This is a genomic window from Subsaxibacter sp. CAU 1640 (assembly GCF_023156585.1).
In the GTDB taxonomy this organism is placed as follows: Bacteria; Bacteroidota; Bacteroidia; order Flavobacteriales; family Flavobacteriaceae; genus JBPOFM01.
In genome coordinates, this window is the sequence record NZ_JALNMI010000005.1 from 296,707 (window position 1) to 314,167 (window position 17,461).

The 17,461-nt window shown below is 37.3% G+C and carries 20 protein-coding genes; 10 read left to right on the top strand and 10 right to left on the bottom strand.

The features are described from left to right. Window positions 1-10: 10 nt before the first annotated feature. The 7 genes from M0G43_RS13780 (at window position 11) to ftsY (ending at window position 3,991) form a co-directional block, all read left to right on the top strand. Window positions 11-622, top strand: coding sequence for a fumarylacetoacetate hydrolase family protein (locus M0G43_RS13780; RefSeq protein ID WP_248027338.1), 612 nt, complete (start codon window positions 11-13; stop codon window positions 620-622). Further along, window positions 623-964 (top strand): Hpt domain-containing protein, encoded by a 342-nt coding sequence (locus M0G43_RS13785; protein WP_248027340.1) that lies wholly within the window; start codon window positions 623-625, stop codon window positions 962-964. Beyond that, window positions 964-2,211: a competence/damage-inducible protein A gene (locus tag M0G43_RS13790; protein ID WP_248027342.1), complete on the top strand. Its 1,248-nt coding sequence runs from the start codon at window positions 964-966 to the stop codon at window positions 2,209-2,211. Before M0G43_RS13785 ends, M0G43_RS13790 begins: the two co-directional genes overlap by 1 nt. Before the next feature lie 79 nt (window positions 2,212-2,290). Beyond that, a complete protein-coding gene (rpmB, locus tag M0G43_RS13795; RefSeq protein WP_248027344.1) occupies window positions 2,291-2,527 on the top strand; it encodes a 50S ribosomal protein L28 in 237 nt (78 codons plus the stop codon). Between the two features lie 26 nt (window positions 2,528-2,553). Further along, on the top strand, window positions 2,554-2,736 hold the full coding sequence (gene rpmG, locus M0G43_RS13800; protein ID WP_248027346.1) for a 50S ribosomal protein L33: 183 nt from the start codon (window positions 2,554-2,556) through the stop codon (window positions 2,734-2,736). Window positions 2,737-2,743: 7 nt separating this feature from the next. Then, window positions 2,744-2,896: a DUF4295 domain-containing protein gene (locus M0G43_RS13805; protein WP_248027348.1), complete on the top strand. Its 153-nt coding sequence runs from the start codon at window positions 2,744-2,746 to the stop codon at window positions 2,894-2,896. A 141-nt stretch (window positions 2,897-3,037) separates the two neighbouring features. After that, window positions 3,038-3,991, top strand: coding sequence for a signal recognition particle-docking protein FtsY (ftsY, locus tag M0G43_RS13810; protein WP_248027350.1), 954 nt, complete (start codon window positions 3,038-3,040; stop codon window positions 3,989-3,991). Between the two features lie 11 nt (window positions 3,992-4,002). Here ftsY and M0G43_RS13815 read toward each other — a convergent pair whose 3' ends face one another. After that, entirely contained in the window at window positions 4,003-5,082 is a 1,080-nt protein-coding gene (locus tag M0G43_RS13815; RefSeq protein ID WP_248027352.1) for a serine hydrolase domain-containing protein, read from the bottom strand. A 155-nt stretch (window positions 5,083-5,237) separates the two neighbouring features. Here M0G43_RS13815 and rimO point away from each other — a divergent pair, with 155 nt between their 5' ends. Then, the gene (gene rimO, locus M0G43_RS13820) at window positions 5,238-6,545 is read left to right on the top strand and encodes a 30S ribosomal protein S12 methylthiotransferase RimO (RefSeq protein WP_248027355.1); all 1,308 of its coding nucleotides are present in this window, start codon (window positions 5,238-5,240) and stop codon (window positions 6,543-6,545) included. Between the two features lie 32 nt (window positions 6,546-6,577). Here the strand turns inward: rimO and M0G43_RS13825 are convergent, their stop codons facing one another. The 9 genes from M0G43_RS13825 to M0G43_RS13865 all read right to left on the bottom strand — a co-directional run bounded on the left by M0G43_RS13825 (window position 6,578) and on the right by M0G43_RS13865 (window position 13,606). Beyond that, window positions 6,578-6,967 (bottom strand): helix-turn-helix domain-containing protein, encoded by a 390-nt coding sequence (locus M0G43_RS13825; protein WP_248027357.1) that lies wholly within the window; start codon window positions 6,965-6,967, stop codon window positions 6,578-6,580. Between the two features lie 665 nt (window positions 6,968-7,632). After that, entirely contained in the window at window positions 7,633-8,094 is a 462-nt protein-coding gene (locus M0G43_RS13830) for a hypothetical protein (protein ID WP_248027359.1), read from the bottom strand. Between the two features lie 105 nt (window positions 8,095-8,199). Continuing rightward, window positions 8,200-8,865 carry a hypothetical protein gene (locus M0G43_RS13835; RefSeq protein WP_248027360.1) on the bottom strand — a complete coding sequence of 222 codons (666 nt, stop codon included), beginning with the start codon at window positions 8,863-8,865 and terminating at the stop codon, window positions 8,200-8,202. 57 nt (window positions 8,866-8,922) lie between these two features. Continuing rightward, window positions 8,923-9,558: a hypothetical protein gene (locus M0G43_RS13840; protein ID WP_248027362.1), complete on the bottom strand. Its 636-nt coding sequence runs from the start codon at window positions 9,556-9,558 to the stop codon at window positions 8,923-8,925. Window positions 9,559-9,653: 95 nt separating this feature from the next. Next, the gene (locus M0G43_RS13845; RefSeq protein WP_248027364.1) at window positions 9,654-10,088 is read right to left on the bottom strand and encodes a BLUF domain-containing protein; all 435 of its coding nucleotides are present in this window, start codon (window positions 10,086-10,088) and stop codon (window positions 9,654-9,656) included. A 121-nt stretch (window positions 10,089-10,209) separates the two neighbouring features. Beyond that, the gene (locus tag M0G43_RS13850) at window positions 10,210-10,635 is read right to left on the bottom strand and encodes a DoxX family protein (RefSeq protein ID WP_248027366.1); all 426 of its coding nucleotides are present in this window, start codon (window positions 10,633-10,635) and stop codon (window positions 10,210-10,212) included. Next, on the bottom strand, window positions 10,632-11,510 hold the full coding sequence (locus M0G43_RS13855) for a hypothetical protein (protein ID WP_248027368.1): 879 nt from the start codon (window positions 11,508-11,510) through the stop codon (window positions 10,632-10,634). Before M0G43_RS13855 ends, M0G43_RS13850 begins: the two co-directional genes overlap by 4 nt. A 2-nt stretch (window positions 11,511-11,512) precedes the next feature. Further along, window positions 11,513-12,958, bottom strand: coding sequence for an MBOAT family O-acyltransferase (locus tag M0G43_RS13860; RefSeq protein ID WP_248027370.1), 1,446 nt, complete (start codon window positions 12,956-12,958; stop codon window positions 11,513-11,515). Between the two features lie 84 nt (window positions 12,959-13,042). Continuing rightward, window positions 13,043-13,606 (bottom strand): DUF4256 domain-containing protein, encoded by a 564-nt coding sequence (locus M0G43_RS13865; protein ID WP_248027372.1) that lies wholly within the window; start codon window positions 13,604-13,606, stop codon window positions 13,043-13,045. 189 nt (window positions 13,607-13,795) lie between these two features. Here M0G43_RS13865 and M0G43_RS13870 point away from each other — a divergent pair, with 189 nt between their 5' ends. Both M0G43_RS13870 and yidC read left to right on the top strand, forming a co-directional pair. Continuing rightward, window positions 13,796-15,439: a CTP synthase gene (locus M0G43_RS13870; protein ID WP_248027374.1), complete on the top strand. Its 1,644-nt coding sequence runs from the start codon at window positions 13,796-13,798 to the stop codon at window positions 15,437-15,439. 96 nt (window positions 15,440-15,535) lie between these two features. Continuing rightward, window positions 15,536-17,446, top strand: coding sequence for a membrane protein insertase YidC (gene yidC / locus M0G43_RS13875; RefSeq protein WP_248027376.1), 1,911 nt, complete (start codon window positions 15,536-15,538; stop codon window positions 17,444-17,446). The last annotated feature ends 15 nt before the right edge of the window (window positions 17,447-17,461 follow it).

Genomic DNA, 17,461 nt, shown 5'->3' on the forward strand with positions numbered 1-17,461 from the left:
TTTTGATGCTATGAAAATTATTTGTATCGGACGAAATTATACTGAACACATCAAGGAACTGGCCAACGAAAAGCCATCAGATCCTGTGGTCTTTTTAAAGCCTGATACTTCTATTTTGGTCAAAAATCAACCATTTTTTATTCCTGATTTTTCCAATGATGTGCATCACGAAGTTGAACTTTTGGTTAAAATCAGTAAGGTTGGAAAGTATATCGATAAAAAATTTGCCCACAAATATTACGATCAAATAGGTTTAGGAATCGATTTTACAGCACGTGATTTGCAAAACGAATTGAAATCAAAAGGTTTGCCTTGGGAAAAAGCTAAAGGCTTTGATGGTGCCGCAGTAATAGGTGAGTGGTCGCCAAAATCTGATTTCCAGGATTTGAACAACATCAATTTTTCAATGAAAAAGAATGGAGAAGTTGTTCAAAAAGGCAATACTTCGCAGATGCTTTGGAAAATCGATGAACTTATCGAATATATTTCAAAATATTTCACTTTAAAGATAGGAGATATTATCTTTACAGGAACGCCTTCCGGCGTTTCTAGAATAGATCCCGATGATGAGCTAGTTGGTTATATAGAAAACCAAGAAATGTTCAATCTAACAATAAAATAAATGGAAACACACTATAAATTATTCAGAGTCCGTGAGTTGGCTGATGGTGATGAGGATTTCGTTATGGCTCTGGTGTCCGCATTTCTTGAGGAAGTACCCGAGGATGCAGCTCGTCTCAAAAAGGCAGTAGCAGAAAATGATTTCTACACAACGTATCAGGCAGCACATAAAATGAAACCAACAGTCGATTTGTTCGAATTAGGGGTTTTGAATGACTTGATAGAGGTTCAAGATTGGGGGAAATTCGAGAAAAAAGGCGAAGATATTTCGGATAAACTTGATATCGTACTTGCCGCTGTGGAAAACGCTTCCGAAGAAATCAAAACAGACTTCAATATATAATGCAAGCTGAAATTATTACGATTGGCGATGAAATCTTGATTGGCCAAATCGTTGATACCAATTCGGCATTCATCGCAAAACAACTCAATAAAATTGGCTTAGCCGTTTATCAAATCACTTCTGTACAAGATGATAGGGCTCATATTCTAAAATCTTTTAAGGAGGCGGAAGACAATGCAGATATCATCATCATTACTGGTGGTTTGGGTCCTACAAAAGATGATATCACAAAAAAAACCATTGCAGAATATTTTGATGATGAGTTGGTGCGTGACGATTCAGTTACCATAAACATTAAATCTATCTGGAAGAATTACATCAATCAAACGCCTTCACAAGTCAATTTAGACCAAGCACTAGTACCTTCTAAATCAAAAGTGCTGATGAACATTAATGGCAGTGCTCCAGGAATGTGGTTAGAAAGGAATGGTAAAGTGTTTATTTCCTTACCAGGAGTACCTTACGAAATGAAGGCATTAATGGATAATGAAGTCATTCCGAAACTGTGCAAAGCTTATAAGTTTCCTTTTATTCTTCACAAAACAATTTTGACCTATGGTTTGGGTGAAAGTAATCTTGCTGCAAGAATTGAAGATTGGGAAAATAGTCTTCCTAATTTCATCAAACTTGCATATTTACCAAGTTTAGGAAGAGTGAGACTAAGATTGTCTGCAAAATCGATGGACAGGAATTTAGTTGAAACCGAAATGCAAAACCAAATAGATAGTTTGTTGCCACAGATTGAAGATGTCTTTGTAGGATATGAAGAAGATGAATCCTTGGAAGCAATCATTGCCCAACAATTGATTAAATCCAATAAAACGCTTGCAACTGCCGAAAGCTGTACAGGTGGAAAGATTGCAGAATCATTTACCGCTATGGCTGGTGCCTCTAGTTATTTTAAAGGAAGTATTGTAAGCTATGCAACAGAGACAAAAATTGATATTCTCAAAGTAAATGAGTCTATTATAGATGAATATTCCGTGGTAAGTGGTCAAGTGGCTGAAGCTATGGCCAATTCGGTGCTTCAATTGATGAGAGCAGATTTTGCAATAGCAACTACTGGTAATGCAGGTCCTGCAAAAGGAGATTCAGATGCCGAAGTGGGAACAGTTTTTATCGCCATTGCAAGCAAAAAAGGGGTATATTCCCAACAATTTAACTTTGGAAACCATAGAACGAAAGTTATAAATAGAGCCGTTAACAAGGCCTTTGAAATGCTTCAAAAAGAAATTTTAAAAAAGTAACAATATTAGTTTGTTGGTATTACAAAGTTTTATTAAATTTGCAGCCTGTTTTTGAATAACATATTTAAAGTTAAGAAGAATGTCAAGAGTTTGTGAACTTACTGGAAAAAAAGCGATGGTCGGAAACAACGTTTCTCACGCTATGAATAAAACAAAACGTAAATTTGATGCAAATTTGATCAAAAAGCGTTTTTACATTCCTGAAGAGGATAAATGGGTAACTTTAAAAGTTTCTACAGCTGCATTGAAAACTATCAATAAAATTGGTATTTCTGCTGCAATCAAAGAAGCAAAAACCAAAGGATTTTTAAAATAATAGCCACAAGCTAAAAAGTTAAGATAATGGCAAAGAAAGGCAATAGAATACAAGTAATTTTAGAATGTACCGAGCATAAAGAATCTGGTATGCCAGGAACATCTCGTTACGTTACAAAGAAAAACAAAAAGAATACGCCAGACCGTATGGAGTTGAAAAAATTCAACCCTATCCTTAAGCGTATGACAGTTCATAAAGAGATAAAATAATTAAGTCATGGCAAAGAAAACAGTAGCAACCTTACAGACATCTTCAAAAAGATTGACCAAAGCAATCAAAATGGTTAAATCTCCAAAAACAGGAGCCTATATGTTCGTTGAGTCAGTTATGGCACCGGAATTTGTGGACGAGTTTTTAAAGAAAAAATAATTATATCATCATAGATGTATAAGGACTGCCTTTCATTATGAAGGCAGTTTTTTTATGTCTATATTTGACCTCAATCTGACAATACTTCAGCTTCTATGTCTGGCTTAATTGTTGACTAAACATCAAAAAATTAATAACACGATGAGTTTTTTCAAAAAAATATTTTCTTCAGAAAAAAAGGAGACGTTAGATAAAGGTCTTGAGAAGTCGAAGACCACCTTTTTTTCAAAGCTCAATAAAGCCATTGCTGGTAAATCAAAAGTTGATGATGATGTTTTAGATAATCTTGAAGAAATTTTGGTTTCGAGTGATGTAGGTGTGAATACTACATTAAAAATTATTGAACGTATTGAAGCTCGTGTAGCCAAGGACAAATATCTCGGAACGTCAGAATTAAATCAAATACTTCGAGAAGAGATTGCAGGCTTATTGTCTGAAGTTGATAGTGGCAACGCAACCGATTTTACGATTCCTCAAAATAAAAAACCCTATGTAATTATGGTTGTAGGTGTCAATGGCGTTGGAAAAACTACTACCATTGGGAAATTGGCTTCTCAATTTAAAAAACAGGGATTGAAAGTTGTTTTGGGAGCTGCAGATACGTTTAGGGCAGCAGCTATTGATCAATTACAAGTCTGGGCAGACAGAGTTCAAGTGCCAATGGTACGTCAAAATATGGGAAGTGACCCAGCATCTGTAGCCTTTGATACCATTAAAAGTGCGGTCAATCAAGATGCAGATGTGGTGATTATTGATACAGCTGGTCGTTTACACAATAAGGTGAACTTGATGAATGAGTTGACTAAAGTAAAACGTGTGATGCAAAAAGTGGTTGAAGATGCGCCTCACGATGTGTTATTGGTCTTGGACGGTTCCACAGGCCAGAATGCATTTGAGCAGGCAAAACAATTCACAGCGGCAACTGAAGTGACGTCGTTGGCAGTTACAAAACTTGATGGCACAGCCAAAGGTGGAGTTGTTATCGGTATATCTGACCAATTTAAAATTCCTGTAAAATATATTGGAGTAGGCGAAGGAATAGATGACCTTCAAGTGTTCAATAAATTTGAATTTGTAGATTCTTTCTTCAAATAATCTTACTAATTCTAGTCAGTAACTGCATTTATTTTTGTCCATAACTCATTATCAAAACCTGATAATGCGAAATTGGAACCATCTGCCGCGTCACCCATCCTGATGACTACCAATTTTTTGCTTGGTACAACGTAAATCTTTTGGTCATTCTTGCCTAGAGCCGCATACATATCTGCTGGCGCATTCGGAATCAATTCTCCTGGAAATTGAACTTGGGTTTGTGGTAAATGATATGATGGTTTTCCATTCAGCCACCATAAATAGCCATAAGCTTGATTGATATTTTGAGAAGTGTTTGTGGCTCCATTAAGATAAGCTTCAGGTACGATTTGGGTATTTTGCCATTTGCCTTTGGCGTAAATCATCAAACCAAAACGAGCCATACTTCGGGTGTTGCTCCAATACACACTTAAATCATCAAGAGGCAACCAGGCACCTGTCATTCCTATTCTTTCTTTGAGGACTTCATTAAAATAATTGGTCCAAGTGGTGCCGCTGGCTTCGGCTACGACATCTTGCATAAGTACATAAACGTTATGGTAAGCCCAACGATTTCCGGCATCTGCGACATAGTGTAAATTGGATGGTGAAACATCATCGCCAGTAGTGTCGTCCAGTCCAGAGCTCATTGATAATAGATGTTTGCAGGTAATGAGATTTTCTTTATCCAATGGAGCGCTTGTCCAGCCTGTACCTAGATAATCGGAAACTTGATCATTGATATTCAATAAATCTTCTTGTTGTGCAATGCCTGCAACAGTTGATGTCAATGTTTTACCTGCGCTTGCCCAGTACCAAGGAGTAATTGTGTCGTGTCCGTTCATATATTTTTCAACCACAATCTTTCCATCGTGGAGCATTATAAATCCTTTTGTGTTTTTTTCTTCCAAATAATTCATCAAGGGTTGCACTTGGTTTTCATTCCAGCCAGCTTCGGAAGTGGTTTTTGTTTCCCAAACATTTGAATTGATTGGTGGAAAGTAAATCTCTGTAGGCTGTGGTGTTTCATCAGAAGGTGTTGAATCATCTGAAGCGCAATTCAATATACATAAAAAGCTGAAGAAGAGTAAGAAGGATAATTTCGATTTCATAAGGTTGGCTTTTAAATAGGACTATTCAATATACGAAAGGTTTAATCATTTTGGTTGTCAATTAACCATCAGATGTTAAATCATTATGTATCTTTGCAGACTTAATTTTGATTTTAAGATAATTAAAAAGATTCCCGCTTTCGTGGGAAGTTAATATGAGAACAAAATCGCGCAAGAAAAATAGAATCAATGTTGTAACGTTAGGCTGCAGCAAGAATGTGTACGACAGTGAGGTGCTGATGGGGCAGCTGAAGGCCAGTGGCAAGGATGTGGTGCACGAAGAAGAAGGCAACATTGTGGTCATCAATACCTGTGGTTTTATTAATAATGCCAAGGAGGAAAGCATCAACATCATTTTGGAGTTTATGCAGAAAAAGGAGGCAGGTGATGTGGATAAGGTGTTTGTGACTGGCTGTTTGAGTGAACGTTATAAGCCAGACCTTCAGAAGGAAATACCAAATGTGGACCAGTATTTTGGAACCACAGAACTTCCTGGTCTGTTGAAAGCCCTTGGTGCCGACTATAAGCACGAATTGATAGGTGAGCGATTGACCACTACTCCGAAGAATTACGCCTACTTAAAGATTGCCGAAGGATGTGATAGACCTTGCAGTTTCTGTGCGATTCCGTTGATGCGTGGTAAACATAAAAGTACGCCTATTGAAGACTTGGTGATTGAAGCCGAGAAGTTGGCTGCTACTGGTGTGAAAGAGTTGATTTTGATTGCACAAGATTTGACCTATTATGGTCTTGATTTATACAAAAAACGTAACCTTGCCGAGCTTTTGGAGGCTTTGGTGAAAGTAGAAGGTATTGAGTGGATTCGTTTGCATTATGCATTTCCGACAGGTTTCCCGATGGATGTGCTGGAGGTGATGAAGCGTGAGCCGAAAATCTGTAATTATCTTGATATTCCGTTGCAGCACATCAGTGATTCTATTTTGAAGAGTATGCGACGTGGAACTACGAAGGAAAAAACGACGAAGTTGCTTCAGGAATTTAGAAAAGCGGTGCCTGGTATGACGATTAGAACCACATTAATCGTGGGTTATCCTGGTGAAACGGAAGAAGACTATCAAATTTTGAAGCAGTGGGTGGAAGATATGCGTTTTGAGCGACTTGGTTGCTTTACGTACTCGCACGAAGAGAATACGCACGCTTATAATCTTGAGGATGATGTGCCAGAAGCGGTGAAACAGGAGCGTGCCAATGAGATTATGGAGCTGCAATCGCAAATCAGTTGGGAATTAAATCAGGAGAAGATAGGCCAGCGCTTTAAGGTGGTCATCGACCGTAAAGAGGGCAACTATTTTGTGGGCCGAACCGAGTTTGATTCGCCAGATGTGGATAATGAAGTGTTGATTGATGCCTCAAAATGTTATTTGAAGACCGGTGAATTTACAACAGTGGAGATTACCGATGCTGCGGATTTTGATTTGTACGCGACAGTCGTTAGTGAATAGAGGTTAGAGGTTAGACATTACGATATTATATTTTAAGAAAGCTCGGCAGATGTGTCGGGCTTTTGTGTTTTTGGGGTTTTGGCGTCTTCTATGTGCGCGGAAATTTTCATTAGCTCTTTATATGGTAGCGTTCTTAAGGAATTTTTGATGTCTTTATTCTGTGTTTCGTTTTTGATGAGGTTATTCAGTGGATGATTGCTAGGCAATGGGTATTTGTTATCTGGATAAAAGGATACGAGATCGTTTGGGTCGCAGACCAATACGCGGCAAAGACGCTCGATATGATCGAGGCGAAAACTTTTTGTTTTTGAATTTAAAAGATTGTGAGCAGTAAAGTTTGTGAAGCCTGATGTGGTAAGAAAGGTGAAATGATTATCGATACCTCTGGCGTTTAAAATGTGGGCAATCCTGATGGCTAGCATAGTTTGGCAATTGGTTTTAGGTTAGTTGATGTTTGTTTTATGAACGTTATAGCTAATTTGTAGGTGGCTGATGCCTATTTGTTTAGCAATGATGAAAGATAGCAAAAAGATGATTTGATTTTCATATGCGCACCTTAAATTTTTGGTGAGGATTATGACATTTACTTCGTGACACATCGCTGTTTCAGCTTGCAGCATTAAATATCACAAAAGATTGATTAAATAACCCATAAGAACTATTAAATAATGCAAAACAAAGTTTAAATAATACAAAACAAACTTGATAACTCATAAATAAATCATTATATATCACAGAAGGAATATTACATATTCAAGAAGAAACATTATATATCACAAAAGAACTGTTATAGTTCATAAAAGAATTGTCTTTAGTTTAGTTTGTGGTTAATGGTTTACAGTATTTAGTGTTTAGTGTGGAGAGGGTGGGGTGATTGATGTGGTGTTTGATATGATAGAGGGGATGGTTGTATGGGTTGATGGTGGGAAATTCTGGCAATTGCGAAAGCGAAAACTCACTGTTATGTGATGTGCTTCGCCAGTTCGCTGCGCTCGTGTCTCCTTCGTCGATAGGACAAAATGGGATGGTTGTATGAGTTGATGGTGGGAAACAGCAATGATCGAATTAAATGAGCATTGCTCCAGTATTAATTTTTTAAACTTAAGTTTGGCACTTTCGCTGCTTCCTCCAACTCGTCGTCAATGTTGCCGTCATATTGAAAACTATGTGTTCGCCATTGATCATAGGGTTTATAGAACTGAAATGTAAAGCGTATAGGCTGACGATCAAATTTTACAAGATAGCTCATCAGTATAAAACTATCTGAAAGTTTCTTCTCGGTAATTAACTCATAACCGTAGAATTTTCCAACATAATCTTCAGTTAAGGATGAAATCTTTTGCTTTAGATCGGTAACGGCATCTTCTGCCTGCAAAATCCATTGGTTATTTGCATAAAGGTTGTCCAGAGCTATTGCAGCACCTTCAGTTTTATATTCGTTGAAAAATTTAGAAACAATTTCTTTAGGAGTATTTTGGGCAAATCCCATAAAAGAAAAGGATAGAAATGCTAATGTGATAAATGTTTTAAATAGTCTGGTAGTTTTCATTTCTAGTTTGTATTGATTTTCTGATTTATTTTGTGCTGTTTGTGAAAACACCTACAATGGAGGTAGTACTTACAGAGGTATTAAGCATTTAATAGTTATAAGGGCTTATAATAAGTAGTAATCTTTTAGAGCTTGCCATTTTCCGTTGATTTTTTCGAGTATAAGTACATGTTCGCTTTTGCATAAACCAATTTTCCCACAATCTATCCAATAATACAGAGCTGCAAAATCTCCCTTGTACTTTATTTTTGAAAGTCCAAAGGCCATACTGTGCTTGAATTGGCGGTTTATTTTTTTCCATCTTTTATTAAAATATCTTGTGGAATTGTCTAACGACTCCATAAAAACATCTTGATCCATGGTATAGGCTTTCACTGTTTTAGGATTTAGAGAATCGGCATTAATATGTGGATGATTAGTAAACGTTGAGTCTAAATCTGGTAAAGTATCCATAACGTCTTTGTAGATTTTTTCTTTATTACTCATAAGAGTATCTCTGAACAACCAATTCATAAGTTTATTTTTATCGCTAAAGACGGTGTCTTTGTAGCTTTGGAAAATCTGGTGGTCTTTTTTTAATTCGAACTCTAGACTCTCCATGATTACCGCTATTTGAAATGGTTCTGTTGGTTCGTAGTGATTTAATTGATCTTCAATAGTATTGATTCCATAGTCAATGGCTCTTGAATATATTTCATAGTCATCTTGTGTGTTTTGTGCCGAGGAAAGAACACCGCTGAACCAAATTAGACATAGAATTACAGTTCTCATAGAACATTATTATCCGTACAAGTTATGAATAATATCATATATATCTATACAAGTTTTTTAATTGTGATAATTAAAAAGACCTCCCTCCAAAAGCTCCAATTCAGTTTTAAGATTTTCTCTGGCTTGTGCCTCGTATTTGGTTATGAAGGTGTCGGTTTTGAAAATGGTGTCTTGTTGCAAGATGCTGTTCAGGGCTTTTGCCCTGCCTTTTCGGTACATGAAATTGGGGTAGATTTTATATTCTTTGCGGATATTGGCGCTGTAGGTTTGATATTCTTTTGGATCTTTGCCTAGGATGCTCAAGTCTAGATCGAGCAGGAGGTTTGTGTCTGGGTCTGTTGATAGTTTGTGCTCTTTGGTTGCTTCAATTTGTGCCTTGCATTTGTTGATATTGGGGAAGGTGGTTTTTGAGATTCTTTTTTCAAAGAGCAAAGCACTTTGATGTTCGTTGTCGGTCTTGGTGCTTTTATAAAAAATGTCGTGATAATATATTGCGAATAGTAGGGTGTCTAAATCTTGTACTTGGGATTTGACACTTTCCAGTTCGTTTAGCATATGTTCTAAATGCTGGAGGTTGTGGTAATGGCGCGACTTTGAGGTGTAGTTTTTTTTAATTTCCTTCCAACATTCTAGATTGTAGCTTTTATTGTCGGAATAATTAGTAATCAAATCAATGAAAGTTTGTTCTAGCATCGGAATCCTTACTTTTGATTGCTAGACCAATTTAGGGAATTTTGATGTGAATTATTAAAACTTTTCACTAAACATCTCCATGCTCATATCGCATATTAAATAGTTTCAGGAACCGAAGGAGAACCGCCAAGAAGAACCCTACGGACGTTGCCCCAAAAACTATAAAGTGAGCCTGATGATCTGTCAGTGATTTCAGAGAAAATCAATAGGTTATTGATGAATAGCTGTATCCCTTTGTTTTCTGGGTTGTGAAATGCCATGCTCCACTCTTCAAAATATCTGCCATTGACATTGTTTTCCCAAAGAAGGTGCACATCATAATGACGGGGATCGTTTTTTATTTTTTCGTAAACGTCTAGCACGTCTTCTTTTTTTCCTTCAAGTATTTGCACAAAACTGTCGTTGTGGTAGATGAGGCAACCTGTAATGTTTTTTTCTTCATTGACGGTCGTGGCCGTGTTGAGAATATTGTTGATGTCTTCTTGCGTAAGGTTTGGGGCTGCCTTGGAACGGTAATTTAATTGATACATACAGGTGCTGCTGATTAAAGTGTGCAATGTACAATTAATAATTGACGTAAATGCTTAAAGATGTATCGTGAATGCGTGGGGAATGTTCGTTCTATAAAATATAAGTGTCTAATTTTTGTTATTACTTTTTACTCAACATCACATCCACTTCCACATATTTTTCCTTAAAAGCACTTAAGGCAAAGGCAGCAGCAGCGGCTGTGAATACTGAATAGTCTAATGGTGCTTTAATTCCGAGGGAAAAGGTCATCGAAAAAGCAAATAGCAGTAAAAGAATACCACTCACTTTTGCCATGAATTCGGTCTTGAAACCTATGAGCAAACAGATGGCTAAAATAACTTCAACTGCTGTGGCAACTGCTCCTACGGCTGGAATCATCGCTTGGGGAAACCAAGGGTTGATGAGTGCGGTGTAGTCTAAAAAGTTCTGCCAGTTGCCCCAAACGGAGATGTCTTTTGGCCACATGCCAAAACGATCAGCCACCGCTGATAAAAATGCTATGGCGATGGTAAGGCGTAAAAATAGTTTGATGTGTTTAGGTTTCATAGGTTGTTTTTAATGGAATTTATATAGTCATTCAATTCATTGGTAAATCTTTTGGCGCCATATTCGTTTAAATGATCAGCGTTAAGAAGTAGTGAATCGGGATATTTATCAGTTGTTTTGTCAAACATTATGACAGATGTTTTATACTTTTCTTTTAGTTGATCATATCGTTTCATAATTTTTGGTGGTATTTTTTCAAGATATTTTTCATGTACAGGGTTGTTCACCATTACAGTCTTGATTTTTTTCGATTTAGCCAAGCTGACTATAGAGTCTAAATAATTGACAGCAACTTCAGAAACACCAAGGTTATTCCCGTTATAATAAAAATGTCTGTTCGAGGCTATCTCCCAATCTTTTACGTTGCTTTTAGTGTTATTAGTGTAACCGCCAATATAGTTAGCGTGGTTACGTTTGGGATAAAAAGCAGTTTGCTTCCATAGAACTTTATAGAATGTTTTGTAATCTATGAAGATGTTTTTTGGCAGATTCTTAAACTCCTCTATGGAGTAGCACATTTTAAATTGATGAGCAGACCAAAACCCATCGGACAATTTGAAATCATTGAATTCAGAGATGTTATGTGGTGCAAATCCTATTATTAAGGTATCGGGAGTATAGGATTGTGTGATTTTTTTTAATTTCCAAAATGTTATAAAATAGGGTTCCGCTGGTTGCGATATATTTTGGGCACCACTCATATATTCTGGGTTTAGACTTCTTTGCGGATGAGAATCTCCAATAATCAAAATGTGTTTGTTTTTGACCAAATTCTGCTGGCTATTATATATAAAGTAATTGGTAGTCATCATGACTGCAAAATACACTACGGGAATCAACATAAAAAACAACAACTTTACTAGAAATCTTTTCATGCCTAAAATTGAAAATAAATGAATTGTTGCTCTTTACCACCAAACCAAAAGATTGCAATGAGAATGGCGTAGTACATGGCATAGCGAAACGGTCTTTTCCATTTTAAACCCAAATGAGATATAGCATATTGGCCATCCCTGCCTAACCATTCGACTGTAAGAAACATGATGATAAGTACCAAAACAGTTTTGTACTTTAAATATGTTTTGAGCAGTATGAATGAGTTTGGATTTTTAAAGATATCTGAAATGTATTGAAAGGCATGTTCCATGTTTTCTGCTCTGAAGAATATCCATGCCAAAACAGTTAAGCTAAATGTTAAAAGCATTGCCGCAATGTCCCTAAAACTGGGTAAGATTTTGCCTTGCGCTACAATATCAAGATTGTTACGGTTATTGTTGGTCAATAGCAAAGGCAAGAAATAAAAAGCGTTCAAAGCTCCCCATACAATGAATGTCCAATTGGCACCATGCCAAAAGCCACTGACGATAAAGATGATGAATGTATTTCTTATCTTCATCCAGGTGCCACCACGACTGCCTCCCAATGGGATGTAAAGATAATCTCTGAACCATGTAGAAAGTGAGATGTGCCAACGTCTCCAGAACTCGGCAATATCTCTTGAAAAATAAGGGAAATTGAAGTTTCTCATCAAATCGAAACCAAACAATCGAGATGTGCCAATGGCAATGTCAGAATACCCAGAAAAATCGCCATAAATCTGAAAGGTGAAAAACAGTGCGCCGAGTACTAAAGTTCCGCCTGAATAATCGGTAGAATTGTTGAAAATCTCGTTGGCGTATTGAGCGCAATTATCAGCAATGACAATTTTTTTGAAAAGTCCCCAAAGAATTTGGCGCAGGCCATCAACTGCCTTTGTATAATTGAATGTACGTTTTTTATAGAATTGTGGCAGCAAATGAGTGGCTCTTTCTATCGGGCCAGCCACTAATTGAGGAAAGAAACTTATAAATGCTGAAAATGCAATGAAATCATTTGTTGGTTCCAGCTTACGCCTGTACACATCAATGGTGTAGCTTAATGTTTGAAACGTATAAAAGCTGATACCTACGGGTAGAATGATATTGAGAGAATTGGCTTTGATTTCAGAGCCAAAGAAAGAAAATGCTGTGATAAAATTGTCCAGAAAAAAATTATAATATTTAAAAAAGCCTAGAAATCCCAGATTGACTATGATACTGATGCTTAACAACAATTTTCGACGCTTTTGGTTTTCCTCTGATTTTAAACTTCTCCCTATGACATAATCTACAATGGTACTGAAGAATATGAGAGACAGAAATCGATAGTCCCACCAACCATAAAAGACATAGCTTGCGGCCACCACCAAAGCATTTTGCAGTTTGATGTTTTTGTTTGTAACAAACCAATAAAGTATAAATACTATTGGTAGAAAAATTGCAAAATCTATGGAGTTAAAAAGCATTTGATGGTGGGTTGTACTAAATGTTTATAGCAAACATAGGTAATTCAGGTTTATTTAATAGAAATTTAGGTTCATTATCATATATTAAACCTCCAAAACCCCTCTAAACCCTCTGGCAGCATAATAGGAATCAGCGCCATTATGATAGATGAACACGGTGTCGAAGCGATTGTCACCAAAGATGGCACCACCGAGTTTTCTAATGTCATTAGGTGTTTTGAGCCAACTTGATGTTTTTGTGTCAAACTTGCCAAGGTCTTGCAGTTGATGGTATTGCTCTTTGTCTAGAAGCTCGATACCCATTTCATTGGCAACGTCCATTGCATTGTTTTTTGGTTTGTGGGCTTTGCGTTTTTCCCAAGCTTCCAAGTCATAACAAAGGCTGCGGCGTTCATTAGGGCTTTCGGGTGAACAATCAAAAAAGGTATAGGCATCTTTTGATTTGTCATAGGCTACCACATCTGGCTCGCCACCTGTTGCTTCCATTTGGTAAAGCGACCATAGTTTTTTTGGCTGTGCTTTTAGTTTGCTTTCGACCTCATTCCATTCGAGGTCTTTATGTCTGTTGCTGTGTTTTTCAAAACGTGCCTTCAAAGTTTTGAGAAGGTCTTCTTGTTGTTGCGCAGTGAGTTCTTTTTGGGATTCCATATCTGATTGGGTTGAACTTTGCTAATATAGTTAATATCTCGATTGAAATATGTTTTTGGCGTTTGAGCAGATGAAATTTGATAGGTTTTGAATAGAAAAACTCATATATTTTTTACACAAAATAACTAAAAACAATAACGGAAAACTCTATTTAAATTTTGTAAATTTGCCTGCGTTTAACAACGCAACATGACAACTGCCACAAAATATATATTTGTAACAGGAGGTGTAACTTCCTCATTGGGAAAAGGTATCATCGCGGCTTCATTGGCCAAACTACTACAAGCACAAGGTTACCGCACTACCATTCAAAAACTCGACCCTTACATTAACGTAGACCCAGGAACGCTCAATCCATATGAGCATGGTGAATGCTATGTGACGGATGATGGTGCCGAAACTGATTTGGATTTGGGACATTATGAGCGTTTTTTGAATGTGCCTACCAGTCAATCAAACAACGTGACGACTGGTCGTATTTACCAAAGTGTCATTGAAAAGGAGCGTAGAGGTGAGTTTTTGGGGAAAACTGTTCAGGTGATTCCTCATATCACGGATGAAATTAAAAATCGTGTTCAGATACTAGGAAAGTCTGGCGATTATGACATTGTCATCACTGAAATAGGCGGAACGGTTGGTGACATTGAGTCCTTACCTTATATAGAAGCCGTACGTCAGTTGAAATGGGATTTGGGAGAGCACAATGCAATTGTCGTTCACTTGACTTTGGTGCCATTTCTATCGGCTGCAGGTGAGTTGAAAACCAAGCCAACACAGCACAGCGTTAAAACCTTGATGGAAAGTGGAGTGATGGCGGATATTTTGGTATGTCGTACAGAACACGAGTTGCCGGAAGATTTGCGTCGTAAGTTGGCCTTGTTCTGCAATGTGCGCGAGGAAGCGGTTATTCAATCTATCGATGCTTCTACTATATATGATGTTCCGAATTTGATGTTGGAACAAGGTCTGGATAAAGTAGTGCTTAAAAAATTGGATTTAAAAAGCGATACGCCAGACTTAACTCAATGGAATCAATTTTTGCAACGTCATAAAAATCCAACCGGGGAAGTTACCATTGGTTTGATAGGTAAGTATGTAGAACTTCAGGATAGTTATAAATCCATTTTGGAAGCTTTCATTCACGCAGGAGCTGAAAATGAGGTCAAAGTAAAGGTTGAGCCAATTCATTCTGAATATATGACACCAGAAAATGCTCCCAAAAAATTGGCACATCTTCACGGCGTGTTGGTGGCACCAGGATTTGGTGAAAGAGGTATTGAGGGAAAAATTGAGGCAGTACGTTATGTGAGAGAGCAGAACATTCCATTCTTCGGAATTTGTCTAGGGATGCAAATGGCAGTCATAGAATATTCCAGGAATGTATTGGGCTTGAAAGATGCCAACTCTACCGAAATGAATGAAAAGACCTCAAATCCTGTCATCGATTTGATGGAATCACAAAAAAATGTTACTGAAAAAGGTGGCACTATGCGCCTTGGTGCTTGGGATTGCCAATTGACAGATGGCAGTATCGTCAAAGACATCTATGGCAGTGATATGATCAAGGAACGTCACAGACACCGTTATGAGTTCAACAATACTTACAAACAACAGATAGAAGGCGCTGGAATGATTGCCACAGGCTTAAATCCTGATACCAATTTGGTGGAAATCATCGAAATACCAGAACACAATTGGTTTGTGGGCGTGCAATACCACCCAGAATATAAGAGTACGGTTGCCAATCCGCATCCATTATTTGTGGCATTTGTAAAAGCAGCTCTTAAATACAAAAAAGACAGAAAAAGTGTCAGTATGGCACAAAATCAATAACGGTTAGCTTTTTGATAATCAAAAGCAACGAACAAAAACAATAGTAATTAACCAGTTAGTATCTCCATCTTCATAATTCAGGAGACATAAGCACACATGGAAGAAAAAAAATTAGATCTTAATTCCATTATAGGGTTTGTCCTTATTTTCGGAATCTTATTATTCATGCTTTGGCAAAATCAGCCAACACCAGAAGAAATAGAAGCAGAGAAGGCCAAACAAGAGCAATTAGCCAAAGAGCAAAAAGCCAAGCAACAGCAAGAAAACACGTATCAAACCAGTTCTGAAGATTTCTCAAGTGGTACTTCTGCTGACTCAACAAAATTGGCAGAGTTAAAAAGTAAATTGGGAGCATTTGCTTATGCGTCAACTTTGCCTTCAGCCAAAGGTGAAACTACCGAGATAAAAACGGAATTGTTGACCTTGAAGTTCAGCAATAAAGGAGGATTCATTTCCGAAGTGATGCTGAACAAATTTGTGAATTATGATTCGGTGCCAATCTATTTGATAAAAGATAATAACGCGGCTTTCAATATCACTTTTGGAACTACTGATAATCGCATCTTGAATACACAAGATTTATACTTTCAACCGAATGTCACTAAAAATGGCAGCAACACGGTTGTTTCGATGAAGTTGAAGGTGTCTGAAAGTGAATTTTTAGAGTATCGCTATGAAATTCGTCCAGACAATTATATGATGAATTTTGCCATTCGCTCTCAAGGGTTGAACAACGTTATAAATACCTCTAAAGATGTCGAATTGGACTGGAAGATGAAGACCTTCCGTCATGATCAAAGTATTGCTTATGAAAATCGTTATACACGTTTGACGTATAGGCATGATGATGGCGACAAAATAGACAAGCTTTCGCAAGGAGGTGATGATGAAGAGACTGAAACCGATGTGAATTGGTTGTCTTACAGACAGCATTTCTTTAGCTCGATTTTAGTGGCAGACAAACCGTTTAAGTCGGTGAAGTTGACCTCGAAAGATTTAGTAGAGGATGATGAGGTAGATACGTTGTTTACAAAACAGTATACCTCAAAATTGGCCTTGAGCACTACAGGTGGTGAAATCAATGAGCCGATGCAGTTTTATTTCGGTCCGACAGATAGTAAAATCCTTAAGAAATATGATGATCTTCATTTAGAAAAAAGTATTCCTTTAGGTTGGGGAATTTTTGGATGGATCAACAAAGCCTTATTTATACCACTTTTTGGATTTTTAAGTAGCATGATGCCATATGGTATAGCCATTATTGTCATGACTATTTTGATCAAAATATTATTGTCTTTTGTGCAGTATAAACAATTCCTGTCGCAGGCTAAAATGCGTGTGTTGAAACCGGAATTGGACGCCATAAGAGAAAAATATAAAGACAACAAGCTAAAGCAACAACAAGAAACGATGGCTTTGCAAAGTAAAGCTGGAGCCAGTCCGTTAAGTGGTTGTTTACCTGGTTTGATGCAGATTCCTGTGTTTTATGCCTTATTTATGTTCTTCCCGACGGCTTTTGATTTGAGACAGAAAAGCTTCCTTTGGGCAGACGATTTATCGTCTTATGATGTAATTGCAGAATTACCATTTACGATACCATTGTATGGAAGCCATGTGAGTCTTTTCCCTATTTTGGCGGCGATTGCAATTTTCTTCTATATGAAAATGACCACAGGCGACCAAGTGGCCTCTCAACCTACACAAGAAGGGATGCCAGATATGAGTAAAATCATGAAATACATGATTTATTTCTCTCCGCTATTGATGCTGATTTTCTTTAACCAATATGCTTCTGGATTGAGTTTGTATTATTTCATTTCGAACTTAATCAGTATCGGTATTATGTTGGTCATCAAGAATTACATTCTGGATGAAGATAAAATCCATGCACAAATTCAAGTGAATAAAGCGAAGCCGAGAAAACAGAATAAGTTCCAAAAGCGTATGCAAGAAATGATGGAACAAGCGGAACAGCAAAAACAATCGCAGCAACGTAGAAAAAAATAATTTGATCTAATATAA